Origin of the sequence: Serratia sp. CY27727, assembly GCF_052169275.1 — a bacterium.
In the GTDB taxonomy this organism is placed as follows: Bacteria; Pseudomonadota; Gammaproteobacteria; order Enterobacterales; family Enterobacteriaceae; genus Serratia; species Serratia sarumanii.
Map to the genome: position 1 here is coordinate 172,722 of NZ_JBJNLB010000002.1, position 15,787 is coordinate 188,508.

Annotated in this window: 19 protein-coding genes; 14 read left to right on the top strand and 5 right to left on the bottom strand. The window is 58.4% G+C overall.

Translation table 11 applies throughout. From position 1 onward, the window contains the following. Positions 1–11: 11 nt before the first annotated feature. Both folX and yfcG read right to left on the bottom strand, forming a co-directional pair. Positions 12–383 (bottom strand): dihydroneopterin triphosphate 2'-epimerase, encoded by a 372-nt coding sequence (folX, locus tag ACJ8HB_RS05745; protein ID WP_033635340.1) that lies wholly within the window; start codon positions 381–383, stop codon positions 12–14. A gap of 109 nt (positions 384–492) precedes the next feature. Continuing rightward, the gene (yfcG, locus tag ACJ8HB_RS05750) at positions 493–1,122 is read right to left on the bottom strand and encodes a GSH-dependent disulfide bond oxidoreductase (RefSeq protein ID WP_033653754.1); all 630 of its coding nucleotides are present in this window, start codon (positions 1,120–1,122) and stop codon (positions 493–495) included. Positions 1,123–1,355: 233 nt separating this feature from the next. On the opposite strand from yfcG, the gene yfcE reads away from it, so the two are divergent. Continuing rightward, on the top strand, positions 1,356–1,907 hold the full coding sequence (yfcE, locus tag ACJ8HB_RS05755; protein WP_047571196.1) for a phosphodiesterase: 552 nt from the start codon (positions 1,356–1,358) through the stop codon (positions 1,905–1,907). Between the two features lie 99 nt (positions 1,908–2,006). Next, positions 2,007–2,552, top strand: a complete 546-nt coding sequence (gene yfcD, locus ACJ8HB_RS05760) for an NUDIX hydrolase YfcD (protein ID WP_004936086.1) — start codon at positions 2,007–2,009, stop codon at positions 2,550–2,552. A gap of 54 nt (positions 2,553–2,606) precedes the next feature. Here the strand turns inward: yfcD and ACJ8HB_RS05765 are convergent, their stop codons facing one another. Further along, positions 2,607–3,626 carry a LacI family DNA-binding transcriptional regulator gene (locus ACJ8HB_RS05765; RefSeq protein WP_004936083.1) on the bottom strand — a complete coding sequence of 340 codons (1,020 nt, stop codon included), beginning with the start codon at positions 3,624–3,626 and terminating at the stop codon, positions 2,607–2,609. Positions 3,627–3,936: 310 nt separating this feature from the next. Here ACJ8HB_RS05765 and ACJ8HB_RS05770 point away from each other — a divergent pair, with 310 nt between their 5' ends. The 9 genes from ACJ8HB_RS05770 (at position 3,937) to ACJ8HB_RS05810 (ending at position 10,106) form a co-directional block, all read left to right on the top strand. After that, positions 3,937–4,380: a PTS sugar transporter subunit IIA gene (locus ACJ8HB_RS05770; protein WP_047571198.1), complete on the top strand. Its 444-nt coding sequence runs from the start codon at positions 3,937–3,939 to the stop codon at positions 4,378–4,380. Positions 4,381–4,472: 92 nt separating this feature from the next. Then, the gene (locus ACJ8HB_RS05775; RefSeq protein WP_025303676.1) at positions 4,473–4,754 is read left to right on the top strand and encodes a PTS sugar transporter subunit IIB; all 282 of its coding nucleotides are present in this window, start codon (positions 4,473–4,475) and stop codon (positions 4,752–4,754) included. A gap of 23 nt (positions 4,755–4,777) precedes the next feature. Further along, the gene (locus tag ACJ8HB_RS05780) at positions 4,778–6,157 is read left to right on the top strand and encodes a PTS ascorbate transporter subunit IIC (RefSeq protein ID WP_004936074.1); all 1,380 of its coding nucleotides are present in this window, start codon (positions 4,778–4,780) and stop codon (positions 6,155–6,157) included. Positions 6,158–6,170: 13 nt separating this feature from the next. Next, positions 6,171–7,022, top strand: coding sequence for a transketolase (locus ACJ8HB_RS05785; protein WP_047571200.1), 852 nt, complete (start codon positions 6,171–6,173; stop codon positions 7,020–7,022). Beyond that, positions 7,015–7,974 carry a transketolase family protein gene (locus ACJ8HB_RS05790; protein WP_033635335.1) on the top strand — a complete coding sequence of 320 codons (960 nt, stop codon included), beginning with the start codon at positions 7,015–7,017 and terminating at the stop codon, positions 7,972–7,974. The genes ACJ8HB_RS05785 and ACJ8HB_RS05790 overlap by 8 nt, the downstream gene beginning before the upstream one ends. A 223-nt stretch (positions 7,975–8,197) precedes the next feature. Then, a complete protein-coding gene (locus ACJ8HB_RS05795) occupies positions 8,198–8,737 on the top strand; it encodes a hypothetical protein (RefSeq protein ID WP_033635334.1) in 540 nt (179 codons plus the stop codon). Next, positions 8,734–9,156, top strand: coding sequence for a putative T6SS immunity periplasmic lipoprotein (locus ACJ8HB_RS05800; RefSeq protein WP_041036067.1), 423 nt, complete (start codon positions 8,734–8,736; stop codon positions 9,154–9,156). Before ACJ8HB_RS05795 ends, ACJ8HB_RS05800 begins: the two co-directional genes overlap by 4 nt. A 133-nt stretch (positions 9,157–9,289) precedes the next feature. Next, complete coding sequence (locus ACJ8HB_RS05805; protein WP_072008404.1) at positions 9,290–9,682, top strand: polymorphic toxin type 44 domain-containing protein; 393 nt, start codon at positions 9,290–9,292, stop codon at positions 9,680–9,682. After that, on the top strand, positions 9,660–10,106 hold the full coding sequence (locus ACJ8HB_RS05810; RefSeq protein WP_047571758.1) for a hypothetical protein: 447 nt from the start codon (positions 9,660–9,662) through the stop codon (positions 10,104–10,106). The genes ACJ8HB_RS05805 and ACJ8HB_RS05810 overlap by 23 nt, the downstream gene beginning before the upstream one ends. 111 nt (positions 10,107–10,217) lie before the next feature. On the opposite strand, the gene pta is transcribed toward ACJ8HB_RS05810, so the two are convergent. Then, a complete protein-coding gene (pta, locus tag ACJ8HB_RS05815) occupies positions 10,218–12,377 on the bottom strand; it encodes a phosphate acetyltransferase (protein ID WP_033653759.1) in 2,160 nt (719 codons plus the stop codon). 74 nt (positions 12,378–12,451) lie between these two features. After that, a complete protein-coding gene (ackA, locus tag ACJ8HB_RS05820; protein ID WP_025303669.1) occupies positions 12,452–13,654 on the bottom strand; it encodes an acetate kinase in 1,203 nt (400 codons plus the stop codon). A 358-nt stretch (positions 13,655–14,012) separates the two neighbouring features. Between ackA and yfbV the strand changes: the two genes are divergently transcribed. From yfbV to ACJ8HB_RS05835, 3 genes are all read left to right on the top strand, one after another. Further along, on the top strand, positions 14,013–14,468 hold the full coding sequence (yfbV, locus tag ACJ8HB_RS05825) for a terminus macrodomain insulation protein YfbV (RefSeq protein ID WP_004936061.1): 456 nt from the start codon (positions 14,013–14,015) through the stop codon (positions 14,466–14,468). Positions 14,469–14,609: 141 nt separating this feature from the next. Beyond that, the gene (locus tag ACJ8HB_RS05830) at positions 14,610–15,104 is read left to right on the top strand and encodes a YfbU family protein (RefSeq protein ID WP_016926898.1); all 495 of its coding nucleotides are present in this window, start codon (positions 14,610–14,612) and stop codon (positions 15,102–15,104) included. Between the two features lie 17 nt (positions 15,105–15,121). Beyond that, entirely contained in the window at positions 15,122–15,778 is a 657-nt protein-coding gene (locus tag ACJ8HB_RS05835; protein WP_047571204.1) for a sugar phosphatase, read from the top strand. Positions 15,779–15,787: the final 9 nt, after the last annotated feature.

The following is a 15,787-nucleotide window of genomic DNA, read 5'->3' on the forward strand; positions in this document are numbered from 1 at the left end:
ACCTCCCTGAGTTAGTCCCTGCGATAGCTCATGGTCATGGAGACAGAATCGGCGTAGCGCAGAGCCAGAAGTTTATCTATCTCCACTTCAGCATAGGTCACCCAGGCGTGTTCTTTTACGATATCGAGCACATCCTGCGTTAATTTTTCCAGCAACGCGAAACGGTTATCTTCCACATGGCGGATGATCGCTTTGGTGATGGTGCGGTAGTTGAGCGCATCGGCGATGTCTTCGCTGTTGCGCGCCTTGTCCGCCGGGTAGTGGATCACCACGTTGATCAGGATGTCCTGTCGGTTGTTGATTTCCTCTTCCTTGATACCGATGAACGTGCGCAGCCGCAGATTTTTAATGCGAATAACGGCGTCGGGTTGACTGAAAGACATCAGAGATTCTCCATAGGTCTGATTATTGGCGTTCAGAATACACGGAAAGTAGGGAAATGATAACGCAGGGACGATGTGACTCCCCGGTGGCGGGGAGTCGGGGAGGCACTTAGCCCTGTTCGGCCAGCTTATAGGCGCGCTCGGTCGCCGGGCGGTTGCTGATGCGTTCGAACCAGTTGCGCACCGCCGGGTAATCTGCCAGATCGATGCGCTGGCGCGGATGCGACACCACCCACGGGTAGGTGGCGATATCGGCGATGCTGTAGTTGTCGCCGCCCAGGTATGGATGTTTTTGCAGTTCGGCTTCCAACACGCCATACAGCCGTTTGGTTTCCAGCTGGTAGCGCTCAATGGCGTAAGGCACCGGCTGCGGCGCGTAGTGGTTGAAGTGATGATTCTGCCCGAGCATCGGCCCGAACCCGGCCACCTGCCAGAACAGCCACTGCAGGGTGGCGGCGCGTTCGCGCAGGCCCTTGCTCAGCAGTTTGCCGGTCTTCTCCGCCAGATACAGCAGGATTTCACCGGACTCGAACAGGCTGATCGGCTCGCCGCCGTCCACCGGTTGCTGATCGACGATCGCCGGGATTTTGTTGTTGGGAGAAATGCTCAGAAAGTCCGGTTTGAACTGCTCGCCGGCGCTGATGTTTACGCGATGGATACGGTAGGGTAAGCCGACCTCTTCCAAAAACAAGGTGATCTTGTGACCATTGGGAGTAGGCGCGTAATACAGGTCAATCATGTTGCCTCCTGCGGTAAGGTGATCTGTAATTCATTACACGTTGCTGCGGTCTTCGCCGCGCACAAAGGTATATCAGAGATCCAACAATAGCAGCTAAGGATAGCAGGCTATGTGGGATTCGTCCGATGCTATCTGCGCGGCTGGATCACAATTCTCCATCGGGGCGGGCGGCGGTTTGCCGCACGGCGCCGGCGCGGTAAAATGGCGCTTATTTCCCTCTATAGGACAAGGTTATGAAGCTGATGTTCGCCTCGGATATCCACGGCTCGCTGCCGGCCACCGAACGCGTGCTGGAATTGTTTGAACAAAACGGCGCCGACTGGCTGATTCTTCTGGGTGATTTGCTGAATCACGGCCCGCGCAACGCGCTGCCGGCCGGGTATCAGCCTGCTCAGGTTGCCGAACGATTGAATCGCTATAGCGACAAGATCATCGCCGTTCGCGGCAATTGCGACAGCGAGGTCGATCAGATGCTGCTGACGTTTCCCATCGAGGCGCCCTGGCAACAGGTTTTACTGCAAAAAAGACGATTGTTTTTGACCCACGGTCACCTTTATCATCCCTCGGCACTGCCGCCGTTATCCCGCGGTGACGTCCTGGCCTACGGCCATACGCATCTGCCGCAGGCGGAGCGGCAGGGTGAGATCTATTGCTTCAATCCGGGCTCGGTCAGCATCCCCAAAGGGGGCTTTCCGGCCAGCTACGGCATGTTGGATCGGGGCACTTTGAGCGTGCTGACGCTCGACGACGGCAAGGTCGTCGCGGAGGTGGCGTTAACACGCTAAACGCACTAATTTATACACACACAATAAAAATCTTTGAAAAGCACTCATTGATTAACCAGCGCGCGGGATGCATCGCGCCAAAATAGAAGGTTTTAGAGGATGGCGGAACAGGGTCAGGCTGCAGATACCGAATGGGTTGATATCGTCGACGAGCAAAACGAGGTGATTGCGCAATCCAGTCGTCAACAGATGCGGGCGGAGCGGCTGCGTCATCGTGCTACCTATATTGTGGTGCATGATGGGATGGGAAAAATTCTGGTGCAGCGTCGCACCGAGATCAAAGACTTCTACCCGGGCTGGCTGGACGCGACGGCGGGCGGCGTGGTGCAAAGCGGTGAAAACGTGCTGGACTCGGCGCGCCGCGAGGCGGAAGAAGAGCTGGGCATCGCCGGCGTGCCTTTCGCCGAACACGGTCTGTTCTACTTCGAAGAAGAGCAGTGCCGGGTGTGGGGCGCGCTGTTCAGCTGCGTATCGCACGGCCCGTTCGCGCTGCAGGAAGAAGAAGTGGCCGAGGTGTGCTGGCTGACGCCGGAAGAGATCACCGCGCGCTGCGACGAGTTTACTCCGGATTCGCTGAAGGCGCTGTCGCTGTGGCTGACGCGCAACAACGAACAGGATTACGGCAAGCCGCTCGACAATCACTGAGACGCCAACGCGTAAGAAAGCCGGTCATCGACCGGCTTTTTTTATGGTGCGGATTCAGCAGCTGTCGCGGCGGCACAGCGTGGCGGGCAGGGAGCCTGCCGGCTGCCAGGGCTGCTCGTTCAGCCGCGCCAGCAGCGCCTGGCCGGCTTGAATGCCGATGTCGCGATGCGGAATGGTCATGGTGGTCAGCGGCGGCTGGCACACCCGGCTGAACTCGCTGTTGCCGAACCCCACCACCGCCAGATTGTCCGGCACCTTGATGCGCCGCCGCTGGCATTCATACAGCGCGCCGCCGGCCAGTTCGTCCGAGGCGCACACCAGCGCGTCCAGCTCCGGCCAGGCCAGCAAGAATTCCGGCAGCTGCTGCGCGCCGGTGCTGAAGCTGGCGGGCTGCGCGGCGTTGATCACCCGATGCGGCGACATATGATTCCGCAGCAGCGCCTTGTGCCAGCCCTGCAGGTGCTGCTGGAAGATCCACTGTTCCTGGTTGGCGCACAGCAGCCCGATGTTCTGATAGCCGCTGGCGATCACCGTTTGCGTCAGCTGATACATCGCCGCCACGTAGTCGATGCCGATGCTCATGTCGATCGGATCGGCGCGTACGGCGCCGATCTCCACCACCGGAATGTTGGCGGCGATCAGCGCGTTGCGGGCGTTTTGCGAATGCTCGACGCTAAGCAGCACCGCCGCCGCCAGGTTGTAGGAAAGCAGGGTCTCCAGCAGCTTCTCTTCGCGCTCCAGATGGTGCTGCGATTCCGCCAGCATGATGTGATAACCGGCCGGCTGCAGCACTTTCTGCAGGCCGGCGAACATCTCGGCGCAGCCGGATTCGGACAGGCTGGGCACCACCATGGCGATGGTGTAGGACGAGGCCGACGCCAGCGAGCTGGCGGCCAGGTTGGGCAGATACCCCAGTTCGCTTACCGCGGCTTCAATCTTCTCGCGCAGTTTGTCTGAAACCTGCTCCGGCGTGCGCAGCGCGCGCGACACCGTCATGGTGCCGACGCCCGCCAGCTGCGCTACGTCAGCCAACGTCACCCTGCCCGTGCTGCGTCGTTTTTTACCGATCGACATGCCTAATCCCGACTGAAATGCGCGCGCGGCGCATAAAAATGGTGAGGGCGGGAAGCCGACGGCGCGGCTTCGACGATCCCCGTATGCGGCACATTCTACCCCGTTACCCGAAAGAGCGAGAAAAAATTGTGGTTAACCCCATGCCGCGCCGCGGCGTTTTGATAGCGCTATCACAGATCTGCATGATAGCGCTTTGGTAGCGCTATCTTTGTGATATCCATCACTGTGTGGACGGGAGGGGTTGATTAAAGTTTTACCGTCGTCGGTGAATTAATCACCGGCCGAAACCATCAACCTTTAGGAGGGTAACGTGCTGAAAGAGTGGCTGACCGCCGATCATATACAGCTGTGCGAACGGGTGGAGGACTGGCGCCAGGCGGTCACGCTGAGCGCGCAGCCGCTGCTGCAAGACGGCGTGATTACGCCGAATTACCTGACGGCCATCTTTGATCAGCAGGAGAAGCTCGGCCCTTACTTCGTCCTGGCACCGGGCATTGCCATGCCGCACGCCCGGCCCGAAGAGGGTGCCAACGCGTTGGGATTATCGCTGTTGAAGATCCATCAGGGGGTGAATTTTCATTCCGCAGATAACGATCCGGTTCAGGTGGTGGTGATGCTTTCGGCGCCCGACGGCGACAGCCACATCGAATTGATTTCGCAACTGGCGGAATTATTTTCAGACAATCAGGCCATGGCGGCGTTATTTCACGCCAAAGATAAACGGCAAATCGAGGATATTATCGCCCGCTATTAACGCTTAATCACCAGGAATACCATCAATGCTAACAACGCCGGGAATATGACCGGCGGCGCTACCCTACACGCTAAATTCAACAGGTGGATATTATGAAAATCATGGCGATCTGCGGTTCCGGTCTCGGCAGCAGTTTTATGGTGGAAATGAACATTAAAAAGGTGCTGAAAAAGATGGGCGTGGAGGCCGAGGTCGAACACTCCGATCTGTCGTCCGCCACCCCCGGCGCCGCCGACGTGTTCGTGATGGCGAAAGACATCGCCGACAGCGCCAGCGTACCGGCCGAGCAGCTGGTGGTGATCAGCAACATCATCGACATTAATGAGCTGGAAGCCAAGCTGCGCGCTTACTTCGAAGCCCACTCAATCATCTGAATAAAACGATTGGCGAGGTGGATATGTTTATCCAGGAAACGCTTAAGTTTGTGGTGGATATATTAAAGGTGCCTTCGGTGCTGGTCGGGCTTATTGCGCTGATCGGTTTGCTGGCGCAAAAGAAATCGTTTTCCGACGTGGTGAAAGGCACGGTAAAAACCATTCTCGGCTTTATCGTTTTAGGCGGCGGCGCCACGGTATTGGTTGGGTCGCTCAATCCGCTGGGCGGCATGTTCGAACATGCGTTCAATATTCAGGGCATCATTCCGAATAACGAAGCCATTGTCTCGATCGCGCTGGAGAAATACGGCGCCTCCACCGCGCTGATCATGGCGTTCGGCATGGTGGCGAATATCGTGGTGGCACGCTTCACCCGGCTGAAATACATCTTCCTGACCGGCCACCACACTTTCTACATGGCCTGCATGATCGGCATCATCCTGACGGTGGCGGGCTTCGAGGGCGTGCAACTGGTGTTTACCGGCGCGCTGACCCTGGGGCTGGTGATGGCGTTCTTCCCGGCGATCGCCCAGCGCTATATGCGCCGCATCACCGGCAACGACGATATTGCCTTCGGCCACTTCGGCACCCTGGGCTACGTGCTGTCCGGCTGGATCGGCTCGAAGGTGGGTAAAAACTCGCGCTCGACCGAAGAGATGAACCTGCCGAAAAACCTCAGCTTCCTGCGCGACAGCTCCATTTCGATCTCGATGACCATGATCGTCATCTACCTGATCCTGGCGATCTGCGCCGGGCGGGCCTATGTGGAAAGCGAGCTCAGCGGCGGCCAGAACTACCTGGTGTATTCGATCATTCAGGCCATCACCTTCGCCGCCGGGGTGTTCATCATCCTGCAGGGTGTGCGCCTGATTCTGGCGGAAATCGTGCCGGCGTTCACCGGCTTCTCGGAAAAACTGGTGCCTAACGCGCGGCCGGCGCTGGATTGCCCGGTGGTCTATCCCTATGCCCCCAACGCGGTGCTGATCGGCTTCCTGTTCAGCTTCCTTGGCGGATTGGCCGGGCTGTTCCTGCTGGGGCAGCTGAAGATGGTGCTGATCCTGCCCGGCGTGGTGCCGCACTTCTTCACCGGCGCTACCGCCGGGGTGTTCGGCAACGCCACCGGCGGGCGGCGTGGCGCGATGCTGGGCGCCTTCGCCAACGGGCTGCTGATCACCTTCCTGCCGGTATTGCTGCTGCCGGTGCTGGGGGCGTTGGGCTTTGCCAACACCACCTTCTCCGACGCCGACTTTGGCGCGATCGGCATCCTGCTGGGCAACATGGCGCGCTTTATGTCGAAGGAGATGATCATGCTGGCGATCGTCGCCGTGTTCGCGCTGTTGGTGGCGCATAACTTCCTGGGAAAACGCAAAGGCGCGCCGGCCGCTGACCGCGTCGAGAAATAACGAGGGCAGACTGATGAACTACACAACGAGCGAAACGGAAATTGAAGAGCTGCATATCCTGGCGCGTGCGATCCGCCTGGAAACGCTGAAGGCGCTGACCGGGCTGGGCTTCGGCCACTACGGCGGCTGCATGTCGGTGGTGGAGACGCTGGCGGTGCTGTATGGCAGCGTGATGCGCATCGATCCGGCGGATCCGGACTGGCCGGAGCGCGATGACTTCGTGCTGTCGAAAGGACACGCCGGCCCGGCGCTGTACAGCACGCTGGCGATCAAGGGCTACTTCCCGCTGGCGGAGCTGAAGACCCTCAACCAGAACGGCACGCGTCTGCCGAGCCATCCGGACCGGCTGCGCACGCGCGGCGTGGACGCCACCACCGGCTCGCTGGGGCAGGGCGTGTCGATCGCCGCCGGCATGGCGTTGTCCCATCGGCTGGCGGGGCACCGCAATCGGGTGTTCAGCATCCTCGGTGACGGGGAACTGAACGAAGGGCAGTGCTGGGAGGCGTTCCAGTTTATCGCCCACCACAATCTGAACAACCTGACGCTGTTCATCGATTACAACAAGCAACAGCTGGACGGCGCGCTGGACGAGGTGATCCAACCGTTCGATCTGGCCGCCAAGTTCCGCGCCTTCGGCTTTGAGGTGCAGACCATCAAGGGTGACGACATCGCGGCGCTGCTGGCGGCGGTGGCGCCGGCGCGCGGCGGCGAACAGCGGCCGCTGGCGATCGTGCTCGACAGCATCAAAGGGCAGGGCGTGGCCTATCTGGAAAACCTGTCGAACTCTCACCACCTGCGCCTGACGCCGGACGTGCAGCAGGAAATCGAAAAAGCCATCGCCGAACTGGAGGCCGCCCATGTTTAACGTAGTGACGCAGTTGGAAAACGATGCCGTCGAAATGCGCAAAGTCTACGCCGGCGCGGTGCGGCGGCAGATTGAGGCGGGCGCGCCGATCATCGCGCTGGAGGCGGATCTGATGAGCTCGATGGCGATGGACGGCGTACACAAGGATCACCCGCAGCACGTGATCAACTGCGGCATCATGGAGGCCAATGTGATCGGCGTCGCCGCCGGGCTGTCGCTCACCGGCCGGGTGCCGTTCGTGCATACCTTTACCGCCTTCGCCAGCCGCCGCTGTTTCGATCAGCTGTTCATGTCGCTGGATTATCAGCGCAACAACGTCAAGGTGATCGCCTCCGACGCCGGGGTGAGCGCCTGCCACAACGGCGGCACCCACATGTCGTTCGAGGACATGGGCATCGTGCGCGGGCTGGCGCATTCGGTGGTGCTGGAGGTGACCGACGCCACCATGTTCGCCGACATTCTGCGCCAGCTGATGGATCTGCGCGGCTTCTACTGGGTGCGCACCATTCGCAAGCAGGCGACGCGCATCTATCAGGAGGGCTCGCGCTTTACCATCGGCAAGGGCAACCTGCTGCGCGACGGCGACGACATTACGCTGATCGCCAACGGCATCATGGTGGCGGAGGCGCTGAAGGCGGCGCAGAGGCTGGCGCAGCAGGGCGTCAGCGCGGCGGTGATCGATATGTTCACCCTCAAGCCTATCGACCGTGAACTGATCAAAACTTACGCGGCCAAGACCGGGCGCATCGTCACCTGTGAAAACCACAGCATTCATAACGGGCTGGGATCGGCGGTGGCGGAGGTGCTGGCGGAAGAGTGCCCGACGCCGATGCGGCGCGTGGGGGTGAAGGAGCGTTACGGCCAGGTGGGCACCCAAGCGTTCTTGCAACAGGAGTATGGCCTGACCGCCGAGCATATTCTGGAGGCCGCCGGGCAGTTGCTGCAAAAATAGTTCTCGAGTCAATCACAACAGCTGTAACGAATGAGGTCTGGTGCTATGTATAAAGCACATACCTTCCTGCCCAGTATCTGAGTTATGACTCACGCGTTATCAACTGAGAAGCCCCTTAGGGGGCTTTTTGTTTTTAATGGATAATAGATGGCCAATGCTTGGGTAAAAAGAGATAATAAAAACAGTCTAATAAATACAATAAGTTATATTCATGGAGTGAATAATGATAACAGCAAGAGGCTCGTTCAGAAGGCTGACGCTAGGCGAGATCACGCTATCCCGTTTTCTCTATAAAAATGCCATCGACTACAGTCTTGTTAAAGTGCATAACGCGAGCTATTTCCCGTTTGGTTTGCAGAATGAGGAAACGGCCGTTACGCCTAATGGTGAACTTTATTGGCCTGAAAAACACTTCAGGGAAGATTTTTCCACAGAAACAACGCGCTACCTATGGTGGTTCATGCATGAAATGGCCCACGTATGGCAGTATCAGATGGGGATGAACGTCCGGCTGCGGGGAATAATGAGCTGGGCGGTAACTTATAAATACTCGCTGCCTGATTACTACTCCTTAGCTGATTATGGTATGGAGGCACAAGCCAGCCTTCTTGCAGATTACTTCATCCTTTCTCGTTATGGCAAAGAACGGTGGTTTGAGGTGAAACTGATGCAAGGTATTATAGGTCCAGACTTGAAAAGCCGTTATGAGCATGTTTTGAAAGGATTTCTTAATGCTCCTGCCGACAGGAAAAACCTGAAATGAGAAGAATCTATACCCTCATCATGATGATGTTGCTCAGTGGCTGTATGCTTGAAAAGCAACGTTTTTACGCTGCGGATATTACGCTGCGGGGAAATGATCTCTGTTTCTCTTTACCGCAAGCCTACCCAACACAGAGTGGCAGGGTCAGTCTGGTCAGCATCGCTATTGAACAACGGTTGGATAGCCAAACGCATGAGCTCTGGCGTAGGACCACTCTACCACCGAAGCCCGTTGAGACGATTACGCCCGGCCAATGTATCCCATACTCGTTCAAGGCATTTGAGAGCAATGTGCCATACACCGTGGCAATCAGTACCGTAGATCCTCAGGATGCAGATTCCAAACGTTTCTGGCAGCGCAGTTTCTCGCTGAAAATCAGCGACGGACAGATTTTGCAGGTTATTGCCAGTGCGGAGTAATAAAGCGAGAGAAGGGATGAATGAAATGACAAGGACGGCAATGTGTGTGAAACGAAGCGATAGGCATAACGCTTGAGAGAGTGCCGTTGGGTTTCTGCACCATAAATTACATTCGGCTCTCAAGGAGGAGATTATGGCCGTGGTTCCATTACTGCCGCCAGGCGGTTTTACTGTTCTTGCCAGAAACTTGCGTGAGGCGCGCAGGCAGGGGCAACCTCGCAACATGGCGCTGCCAGGTACTTATTATTGGTTCTACCAGCAGGTAAAAAATCGGGGCCCTTGGGATTACAAACAGCAAAATCGCGCATTGGCTAACTTTGGTAATTTCAATTATGGTGCAACCGGTACTGCGGCTGGAATTCCCGCAGAAATTTTATTGATGGGCGCCGGATTTGCTCAGTCACGGGCAGGAACATCTCGGTCAGAATGGAGTCATTGGTATCAACGCCCGCCGTATGGTGACGACCCTCAGGATCAATATTGGATCAAGCAAGGAATTGATTATGCAAATCGGCATGGTTACTAAATGGGCTCATCGGCTGCTGACGGCAATTTTGTTGGTTATTGTCGTCGGATTGACGGGGTACTGGTATGCCACCCGCGATACTTATGACGATAAGCTCTATAGCAAAAAGCAGTTGACCGACGATATTTGGCTCTACATCACCGAGTACCAGAATGCGGGGGCTACCGACACGGATGTGTATCGTTACTATTTGAACCGAAGCCTGGATGGGGACCCTATCAAAGTGCTGGGGCAAAGCGCGCCAATCTTGACGGCGGATCGGGCTGATGCAACTATCCGTGGTGAGGGAAACCGCATCACCATCAATTTTTCCGGCAAGGTGTATTCCTTTACGAATTCGGCATTTTTCTATGCCACGAACAGCCAAACACCCATCATGCCCACCATTGATTTTTCTGCACGGGGCGTCAGCGCCTGGCGATGATGGTGGGTGCAGCGGATTTGGCGGATATTGTCTAAAACAGCATAATCACCAAGAATATCAGGCATAAAAAAGCCAGTCAGGATTACCTGACTGGCTTTTTTTAACGGTTTATTACGCCTTGGCGGCGGCAGCGTCAGCCTGGGAAGACTGGATCGCCGTCAGCGCGACGGTGTAGACGATATCGTCAACCAGTGCGCCGCGCGACAGGTCGTTCACCGGCTTGCGCATGCCTTGCAGCATCGGCCCGATGGAGACCAGGTCAGCGGAACGCTGTACCGCTTTGTAGGTGGTGTTGCCGGTGTTCAGATCCGGGAAGATGAACACGGTCGCCTGGCCGGCTACCGGTGAGTTCGGCGCCTTGGACTTGGCAACGTCGGCCATGATGGCGGCGTCGTACTGCAGCGGGCCGTCGATGATCAGGTCCGGGCGTTTTTCCTGTGCCAGACGGGTCGCTTCGCGCACTTTCTCGACGTCGCTGCCCGCGCCGGAGTTGCCGGTGGAGTAGGAGATCATCGCCACGCGCGGCTCGATGCCGAAGGCCGCGGCGGAATCCGCAGACTGGATGGCGATTTCAGACAGCTGCTCGGCGGTCGGATCCGGGTTGATCGCGCAGTCGCCGTAGACCAGTACCTGGTCAGGCAGCAGCATGAAGAACACGGAGGACACCAGCGAGCTGCCCGGCGCGGTTTTGATCAGCTGCAACGGCGGGCGGATGGTGTTGGCGGTGGTGTGAACCGCGCCGGAGACCAGACCGTCGACTTCGCCTTGTTCCAGCATCAGGGTGCCGAGCACCACGTTGTCTTCCAGCTGCTCGCGCGCGACCACTTCGGTCATGCCCTTGCTCTTGCGCAGCTCAACCAGACGCGGCACGTAGTTTTCACGCACGGCGACCGGATCGACGATTTCGATGCCTTTGCCCAGCTCAACGCCTTGCGCTGCCGCGACGCGCTGGATCTCTTCCGGGTTGCCGAGCAGCACGCATTCCGCGATGCCGCGTTCGGCGCAGATGGCCGCCGCTTTCACGGTGCGCGGCTCGTCGCCTTCCGGCAGCACGATGCGCTTGCCGGCTTTACGCGCCAGCTCGGTCAGCTCGTAACGGAACGCCGGTGGAGACAGACGGCGCGAACGCTCGGAGGTGGCGGTCAGCGAGTCGATCCACTCGGTGTTGATGTGGCTGGCCACGTAGTTCTGCACTTTCTCGATGCGCTGGTGGTCGTCCGCCGGCACTTCGAGGTTGAAGCTCTGCAGGCTCAGCGAGGTCTGCCAGGTGTTGGTATCGACCATGAACACCGGCAGGCCGGTCTGGAAGGCGCGTTCGCACAGCTTCTTGATCGGCTCGTCGATGGCGTAGCCGCCGGTCAGCAGGATGGCGCCGATTTCCACGCCGTTCATCGCCGCCAGGCAGGCGGAGACCAGCACGTCAGGACGGTCTGCGGAGGTCACCAGCAGAGAGCCTGGGCGGAAGTGTTCCAGCATGTGCGGGATGCTGCGCGCACAGAAGGTCACGGACTTCACGCGGCGGGTCATGATGTCGCCTTCGTTGACCACGCGGGCCTTCAGGTGGCGAGCCATGTCGATGGCGCGGGTGGCGATCAGATCGAAGCTCCACGGCACGCAGCCCAGAACCGGCAGCGGGCTGTTGGCGAACAGCTGCGCAGGATCGACGTGGGCGATGCTGGCTTTGGTGGAGTCGTCGAAGATTTCGGACAGGTCAGGACGGGTGCGGCCCTGATCGTCGACCGGTGCGTTCAGCTTGTTGATGATCACGCCGGTGATGTTTTTGTTCTTGCTGCCGCCGAAGCTGGTGCGCGCCAGTTCGATGCGCTCTTTCAGCTGCGCCGGGGAGTCGTTGCCCAGCGCCAGCACGAAGACGATCTCGGCGTTCAGGGTTTTGGCGATCTCGTAGTTCAGCGCGTTGGCGAACTGATGCTTGCGGGTCGGCACCAGGCCTTCGATCAGCACCACTTCCGCGTCTTTGGTGTTCTCGTGGTAACGCGCCACGATCTCTTCCATCAGCACGTCTTGCTGGTTGGAGCTCAGCAGGCCCTCAACGTAGTCCATGCGCAGCGGTTCGGCCGCCGGGATGGTGGAGTTGCTGCGGATGATGGTGGTGGTCTGGTCGAGCGCGTTGTCGCCGGTGCGCGGTTGAGCGATAGGCTTGAACACGCTCAGACGAACGCCTTTTTGCTCCATGGAGCGGATGACACCCAGGCTGACGCTGGTCAGGCCGACGCTGGTGCCGGTGGGGATCAACATAATAGTACGTGACACAGAATAGTCCTCTTCACGATTAACATGAGGCTAAAACAACACCGTCAGCCTGGGCTGACGGTGTTTTGAGAGCATTACGCGGTCAGGCGGGATGCGTCCTGCGCGATGACCAACTCTTCGTTGGTCGGGATCACCAGCGCCAGGCGGCTGCCGTCTTTGGTGATGGCGCCGGATTTGCCGAAGCGAGCGGCCATGTTGCGGTCGTGGTCGATTTCGAAGCCCAGCAGGCCCAGTTTGTTCAGGGTCAGCTCACGCACCATGCCGGCGTTCTCGCCGATGCCGCCGGTGAAGATCACCGCGTCCAGACGGCCTTCCATCAGCGCGCTGTATGCGCCGACGTATTTGGCCAGACGGTGGCAGAACACGTCCATGGCGCGTTTGGCGTCGGCTTTGCTGTCGTAGTTGTCTTCAACGTAACGGCAGTCGCTGGTGACTTCGGTCAGGCCCAGCAGGCCGGATTCTTTGGTCAGCATCTTGTTGATCTGGTCAACGCTCATGCCCAGAGAATCGTGCAGGTGGAAGATGATAGCCGGATCGATGTCACCGCTGCGGGTGCCCATCACCAGGCCTTCCAGCGGGGTCAGGCCCATGGAGGTGTCAACGCACTGGCCGTTGCGCACTGCGGTAACGGAACCGCCGTTGCCCAGGTGGCAAGTGATCACGTTCACTTCTTCTACCGGCTTGTTCAGCATCTTCGCGGCTTCCTGAGTCACGTAGAAGTGGCTGGTGCCGTGCGCGCCGTAGCGGCGAACGCCGTGGTCGCGATACAGGCTGTACGGCAGGGCGTACAGGTAAGATTCTTCCGGCATGGTCTGGTGGAACGCGGTGTCGAACACGGCAACGTTCTTGTCGGCCAGGTTAGGGAAGGATTTCAGCGCTTCCGCGATGCCGATCAGGTGAGCCGGGTTGTGCAGTGGTGCAAACGGCACGGAATCTTTGATACCCTGCAGAACTTCGTCGTTGATCACGGCGGAAGCGGTGAACTTCTCGCCGCCGTGCACGATGCGGTGGCCGATAGCGGTCAGCTGCGCAGAAAGCTCTGGTTTTTGTGCCAGAATAGTATTAACAATGAAGTTCAGCGCTTCGCTGTGTGCAGCGCCGGCCCCCAGGGCAGCTTCGTGTTTGGCGCCGTCCATTTTCCACTTGATGCGAGCTTCAGGCAGGTGGAAACACTCGGCCAAACCGGAGAGGAATTCGTCGCCGTTAACGGCATCGATGATGGCGAATTTCAGAGAAGAACTGCCGCAGTTAAGAACCAGTACTAGCTTACTCGACATGGAAGTACCTACTTAAATAGTCGTGTTGTTAAAAGAAAATCGAAAACACGTGGTGAATTAATCGTCAATCAGACAACAAGCGTAGCGCATAGTGCCGATGACATTTATGATTAACATCATGTGACGTGCACAAATCACAGGATGATGGAAAAACCGATGATTTCTCTGCGGTTTAAATAATCTTGATTTTTATAGGGCTAAAAGTTGACAAAGTTTGCGTCATCTTCTACCGGCCACAAGGCCGGCTTAGGATACCGATAGCCCGGTGTAAACACAAAATAAATTTAAAGCTTCAAATTTTTTAGTATGGTCTCTGGCAGCACGCTTTTAGTTTCTTTACGTGACGTTGAGGTACGCAATGACGAGCAAACCGTCCGGTTCCGTAAGCTGGTTTCAGGTCTTCCAGCGCGGGCAGCATTATATGAAAACCTGGCCGTCGGACAAACGTCTGGCACCGGTCTTTCCGGAGAACCGCGTTGCGCGTGCCACCCGTTTCGCTATCCGTTTCATGCCGCCGTTGGCGATTTTCACGCTGACCTGGCAGATCGCTCTCGGCGGCCAGCTCGGCCCGGCGATCGCCACCGCGCTGTTCGCCTGCAGCCTGCCGATGCAGGGGCTGTGGTGGCTGGGGCGCCGTTCGGTCACGCCGCTGCCGCCGACGCTGCTGCAATGGTTCCATGAGGTGCGCAACAAGCTGACGGAAGCCGGGCAGGCGGTGGCGCCGCTCGAAGGCACGCCGACCTATCAGACGTTGGCCGATCTGCTCAAGCGCGCTTTCAAGCAGCTGGACAAAACTTTCCTCGACGATCTGTAAATGAAAAAGGCCGCGTTGTGCGGCCTTTCTCGTCAAAGCGCCAATAACCCCGGTTTAAATCAAAGAACGGTCGAGTTGTGATTTCCTGCGTTCTTGCGCTGTGCGATGCTCCCGCCATCACACAGAAATGAGGAAATCCTGATGGAAATGACCAACGCCCAGCGGCTGATCCTGTCGAACCAGTACAAGATGATGACCCTGCTCGATCCGGACAATGGCGACCGTTATCGCCGGTTGCAAACCATCGTCGAACGCGGCTTCGGTTTGCAAATGCGCGAACTGGATCGCGACTTCGGCGAACTGAGCGAAGAGGTGTGCCGCACCATCATCAACGTGATGGAGATGCACCATGCGCTGCAGGTTTCCTGGGGCAACCTGAAAGAGAAGCAGGATCTGGACGAGCGCCGCCTGGCGTTTCTCGGCTTCGACGCCGCCACCGAGGCGCGCTACCTGAGCTACGTGCGTTTCCTGGTCAGCACCGAGGGGCGCTATACTCACTTCGATTCCGGCAGCCACGGTTTCAACGCCCAGACCAAAATGTGGGAAAAATACCAGCGCATGCTGGCGATCTGGCTGGCCTGTCCGCGCCAGTATCACTTGAGCGCCGTTGAGATAGCGCAAATCATCAATGCTTGATTAAGAAGAGGTTTTCTGTGGAGTGTAAGGGTTTTCTGTTCGATCTTGATGGCACCCTGGTGGATTCGCTGCCGGCGGTAGAGCGCGCCTGGACGCACTGGGCCGAACGCCGCGGCGTCAACCCGCAAGCGGTGCTGGACTTCATTCACGGTAAACAGGCCATTACTTCTCTGCGCCACTTTATGCCGGGCGAAAGCGAAGCGGAAATTCAGCGCGAGTTCGAGTTGCTGGAGCAGGCCGAAGCGCAGGATACCGACGGCGTTCGCGCGCTGCCGGGCGCGATTGCGCTGCTGGATCGCCTGAACGCGCTCGGCATCCCTTGGGCGATCGTCACCTCCGGTTCGGTGCCGGTGGCGGGCGCTCGCCGCCAGGCCGGCGGTTTGCCGCAGCCGGAGGTGTTCATCACCGCCGAGCAGGTTAAACACGGCAAGCCGCAGCCCGACGCCTATCTGCTGGGCGCCGAGCGCCTGGGGCTGGCGCCGCACGAGTGCGTGGTGGTTGAAGACGCGCCGGCCGGCATTCTCTCCGGCCTGGCCGCGGGCTGCCAGGTGATCGCGGTCAACGCGCCGGCGGATACGCCGAAGTTGGAGCAGGTCGACCTGCGGCTGGATTCGCTGGCGCAGATCGCCGTCGATAAAACGGCGCAGGGCGCGATCGTTCGCCGGCTGGCCTGAGCGGCATTA